A 3,873-nucleotide genomic window follows, 5' to 3' on the forward strand; every position below is an offset into this window, starting at 1 on the left:
GTTCCTAACAAGGTGCAAGATGTAAGTTATACCAAATTCATAAAATAGCGCTACATATCTACCCCCCCCAACCCCCCCCTTATTAAGGGGGGGGAGTCAAACTTTCGGTAGTAGCATAACTTTATGAAACTGGTATTATAACAACATTTATAGCGGTTCTCAAGCTTGGTGAGGTATGCAGCATCCTTGCACTCCTGCCTATGCCCTATTCCCTATGCCCTATGCCCACTCCTAGCACCTCATGTTACGCTCGAAAGGCTATATAACAAAGGTGAGTTTGCCAAAGCGAGCATTATTTTTGATAGAGTGCTCGATAAACTGGTTCGCCTCGTTTGAGAGTAGCAATTTCTCTTTCTGTAGCAACGGGCAGGGGATTTTCTGCTAGCCAGTTGTCGCCGTTTTGACGCTGAAAACTGGGATGAGATGAAAAGCGATCGCACATTTCGCTTTCTACTTCCTCAATATCAGATTGAATAAACACTTCACCGCCAACAGCCAGATAAGTAGCCAACTCGCTGACTAATTCCTGCTGTACTACCCGCCGTTTGTGATGCTTTTTCTTGAACCACGGATCGGGAAATTGAATGCTGACTCGCTGCAAAATACCAGCGGGCAAAGTTTCTAAAATTGGCTTCAGGGAACTGTTCGCATTGCAAAATAAATAGTGCAAGTTTGTCAAGCCTTTTTCGTCCCGCCACAGATTCGCCTCATCTACCAGAGGTTCCCGAATTTCTAATCCGAGAAAATTCCAGTCTGTTTGGATTTGCGCCATGTGCCACAAAAACCTTCCTCTACCGCAGCCGATATCTAAATGCAGCGGCAAATTTAAGTCGGCATAGATTTTAGTCCAATCCGGGGGGCTGGCGGATGCTTGATATCTAATTGATAGGGGATTGACGTGTTCCCGAACTCTAACTCTTGCCAATTTTGCTGTCTCCTGAATGTAGTTTTTAACCGCTGATATGGGCAGATGAACGCGGATTGACGCAGATTAATTTAGAAATAAAAAATCGCAGCGTTAGGATTTTTTATTTCTAAATTATTGTATTATGCTTCGGGTTCAATGCCTGCAGCTCTTAATTGCGCGGCTAGTCTTTCCGATCGTTGCCTTTCTCTTTCTACCATTTCTGCTCCCCACAATAACATCTGTCCGCTTTCATCCCACCACCGCAACCAATATCCGCTTCTTTCGGCTTTTGTTCCCTGCCAAACACCCAGAAACAATCCAACTCCGGCAATCCAATAATGATTGTTCGCATCGGGTTGCTGTATTTGATATTTTCCTGATGAATCTAACTGGTAGATTTCTAGCAATCCAGTAGCAGGTTCAAAAATTGCATAGATTGGTACTCGCAATACTTGTTCGTAAAAATACCATTTGCCGGGGGGATAAGTTGGTTTGCTAGAGTATTCGTCGCAGGGAGTAGCTGACAAAAACTCCATCGCGATCGCCGGAATGTCTCCTTCTAAGTTGGGAGTGTAGCTGCGGCGAATTTCTTGATTCTCAAGCGTTTGTACGTTGCGGGCATAAAACCAATCTGGAGCTTTGATAACTAGCTTGCCGTTTAATGTAGCGCAAATCCCCATGTTGGGGGCGACTAATATTCCTGCTACAATTAGCCCCGCAATTTCTAAGATTTCTCGCAAGGCGGAGGCTAGCAGGGGCTGGTCGATGTTTTCCACAGGTTCCTCGTCTAAGATGAAATCTTCTGGCAATTTTTCCCAGGTAATTTTTAGGTCGGCTGTGCTGGCTATCACGGTATTTTACCTTTTATTGAGATTGCTGGAGGGCGGTTTGCAATATTTCTTTATGAAAGAGCGATCGCCCTACAATAAATTTTATCCTTTCTGGCGATAGTGCGTAGCCGTTGGCGTAGTGTTCGATCCAGGTTTTGCTGATTGAATACGGATCTTCTGGCAATTGGGATAATAAGTATCCCGGCATTTCTAACTCTTCCATTAACTGGCTGACTTTGGGATCGTAGCTGAGGCCAAAACATCGGCATTCTTCCGATGCTGCCATAATTAAACTGTGATACCGCATCCCGATCGCCATTTCGACTCCCCGGAATACTCCTTTCAATTTTCTCGGATCGTCTAAACTCAGAATCTGACTTCGTTTGGGTAGCGCTTCGTGCAAATTTTTCGCAATTTCTAAGTCGCGAGATGCTTGAAAAGGTAGCAGTAAAATTAAGGTTCTGGTTGCTTTCTGAAAGTCAACTAAAGCTTGAGTTAATATTGACAAACGGGCGGGAGTTAATGTAGGATGGGAGCGCAAACAAACTGCAACTCTGGGCGCTGGTAAATTCCACAAACCGGATACGGGGGAATTTTCTAAAGCCCACACGGGATCGGGCGCTAAAGTAAAGGGAATTTGCCAGTCAGCAAGTAAGGTAGCTGAGCCTTTATCCCGCACGCTGACGGCAGTGCATCCAGCAAAACACCGCTGAGATAATTTGCGGGTGATCTCTCGATTTAAAGGCCCAATTCCCTGGGCCCAAGCAACTGTTTTTAAGCCCATTTGTTGCGCTAGTCCCATTAAACCCCCATAATAGAAAGGGCTGATCATGCTGGTAGCGTCTTGGATTAAACTGCCGCCTCCCCAGATTAGCGCGTCGGCGCTGCGGAGTGTATCGAGAACTTGAAACGCATTCATCCGATCGCGCGCAGCTACCCCGTACCGCTGATTTGTCTCGACAGGATTGCCAGACAGGACGATCGGCGTCACCCCATCTGGTAACATTTGCAGTAGCGATGCCAACAGCGCCTCGTCGCCGCCGTTGCCTTTACCGTAATAGCCGCACAAAATTGCTCGCATTTCTACTCTTGGTTTATAATGGGGAATCTAAGTATTACAATATCTAATTGTTGCGGTCGAACCCTAAAATATTTTAACAGTTAACAGGTAGGGGCGGTGCCCCCGTGCCCGCCCTTCTTAGCAGTCAGCTAACAGCCTCAAACAAATAAATACATATTTGATCTTCCCCGTTCTCTGTTATTTTAGAATACAAAAAATGCACGCTTTGTCAATTCCTACCTGGATTATTCACGTCTCTAGCGTCGTCGAGTGGATTGCCGCCATCTGGTTAATTTGGACTTACGGCGAAGTCACTCAAAACCGAGCTTGGTGGGCCCTTTCTTTCGGAATGCTGCCCGCCCTTGTCAGCGCTATGTGTGCCTGCACTTGGCACTATTTTGACAACTCCCCAGCCCTAGAATGGATCGTTACCCTGCAAGCGGCGATGACTCTCATTGGCAATTTTACTCTGTGGGCGGCGGCTTGGTGGATTTGGCGATCGGCTCAACCAGCAGAGAAGATTAAAAGTTAAAATCGGTATCAAGTCAATGAAAAATAGCATTTTTTGGGCAACATTTACGGCAAGTTCACTTTTGTTAGCTGCGGGATTTTTGCTTCCGGGCCAAGCCAGCAATATTCCCCTGCAAATCGCCCAACAGCCTAACTGCAAAAGTCCTCAAACCACGCTAGACATGAATATGTGTTCTAGTCAAGAGTTCAAAGCAGCAGACACCAAGCTCAATCAATTATATCAGCAACTTCGGGCTAAACTCAACAGCAAACAAAAGCAGAGATTGACTGTAGCACAGCGTACTTGGATTCAATTTCGCGATCGAACTTGCGATTATGAAGCCGGGAAGTTTGAAGGCGGTACTTTGGCTGCTCCTACCTACGTTTATTGCAGAGCTAGAGTGACGCAGGAGCGCGTTAAAGATTTAGAAGATTATTTGGAAGAAGCAAATTTGTAAGCAAATCTACCGAATTATCTGTGATACCAATTTCATAAAGTAGCGCTAGATATTACCCCCCCAACCCCCCCTTGTTAAGGGGGGGGTAAGAGTTCATACATAGCACAT

The 3,873-nt window shown here is 45.8% G+C and carries 5 protein-coding genes; 2 read left to right on the top strand and 3 right to left on the bottom strand.

Annotated elements, in window-relative coordinates:
* Positions 1-292 precede the first annotated feature (292 nt).
* The 3 genes from trmB to csaB all read right to left on the bottom strand — a co-directional run bounded on the left by trmB (position 293) and on the right by csaB (position 2,818).
* Complete coding sequence (gene trmB / locus WBA89_RS08805; RefSeq protein ID WP_424405694.1) at positions 293-925, bottom strand: tRNA (guanosine(46)-N7)-methyltransferase TrmB; 633 nt, start codon at positions 923-925, stop codon at positions 293-295.
* Positions 926-1,047: 122 nt separating this feature from the next.
* The gene (locus WBA89_RS08810; protein ID WP_424405696.1) at positions 1,048-1,758 is read right to left on the bottom strand and encodes a Uma2 family endonuclease; all 711 of its coding nucleotides are present in this window, start codon (positions 1,756-1,758) and stop codon (positions 1,048-1,050) included.
* A 13-nt stretch (positions 1,759-1,771) separates the two neighbouring features.
* A complete protein-coding gene (csaB, locus tag WBA89_RS08815; RefSeq protein WP_424405698.1) occupies positions 1,772-2,818 on the bottom strand; it encodes a polysaccharide pyruvyl transferase CsaB in 1,047 nt (348 codons plus the stop codon).
* A 196-nt stretch (positions 2,819-3,014) separates the two neighbouring features.
* On the opposite strand from csaB, the gene WBA89_RS08820 reads away from it, so the two are divergent.
* Together WBA89_RS08820 and WBA89_RS08825 are read left to right on the top strand one after the other, a co-directional pair.
* Entirely contained in the window at positions 3,015-3,329 is a 315-nt protein-coding gene (locus WBA89_RS08820; RefSeq protein WP_424405700.1) for a DUF2499 domain-containing protein, read from the top strand.
* 16 nt (positions 3,330-3,345) lie between these two features.
* Positions 3,346-3,765, top strand: coding sequence for a lysozyme inhibitor LprI family protein (locus WBA89_RS08825; RefSeq protein ID WP_424405702.1), 420 nt, complete (start codon positions 3,346-3,348; stop codon positions 3,763-3,765).
* Positions 3,766-3,873 lie beyond the last annotated feature (108 nt).

Origin of the sequence: Microcoleus sp. (genome assembly GCF_049646505.1) — a bacterium.
Lineage (GTDB): Bacteria > Cyanobacteriota > Cyanobacteriia > Cyanobacteriales > Microcoleaceae > Microcoleus.

Coding starts and splice junctions, on each gene's coding strand:
- WBA89_RS08820 (WP_424405700.1), top strand. CDS start 3,015: ATGCACGCTTTGTCAATTCCTACCTGGATTATTCACGTCTCTAGCGTC.
- WBA89_RS08825 (WP_424405702.1), top strand. CDS start 3,346: ATGAAAAATAGCATTTTTTGGGCAACATTTACGGCAAGTTCACTTTTG.
- csaB (WP_424405698.1), bottom strand. CDS start 2,818: ATGCGAGCAATTTTGTGCGGCTATTACGGTAAAGGCAACGGCGGCGAC.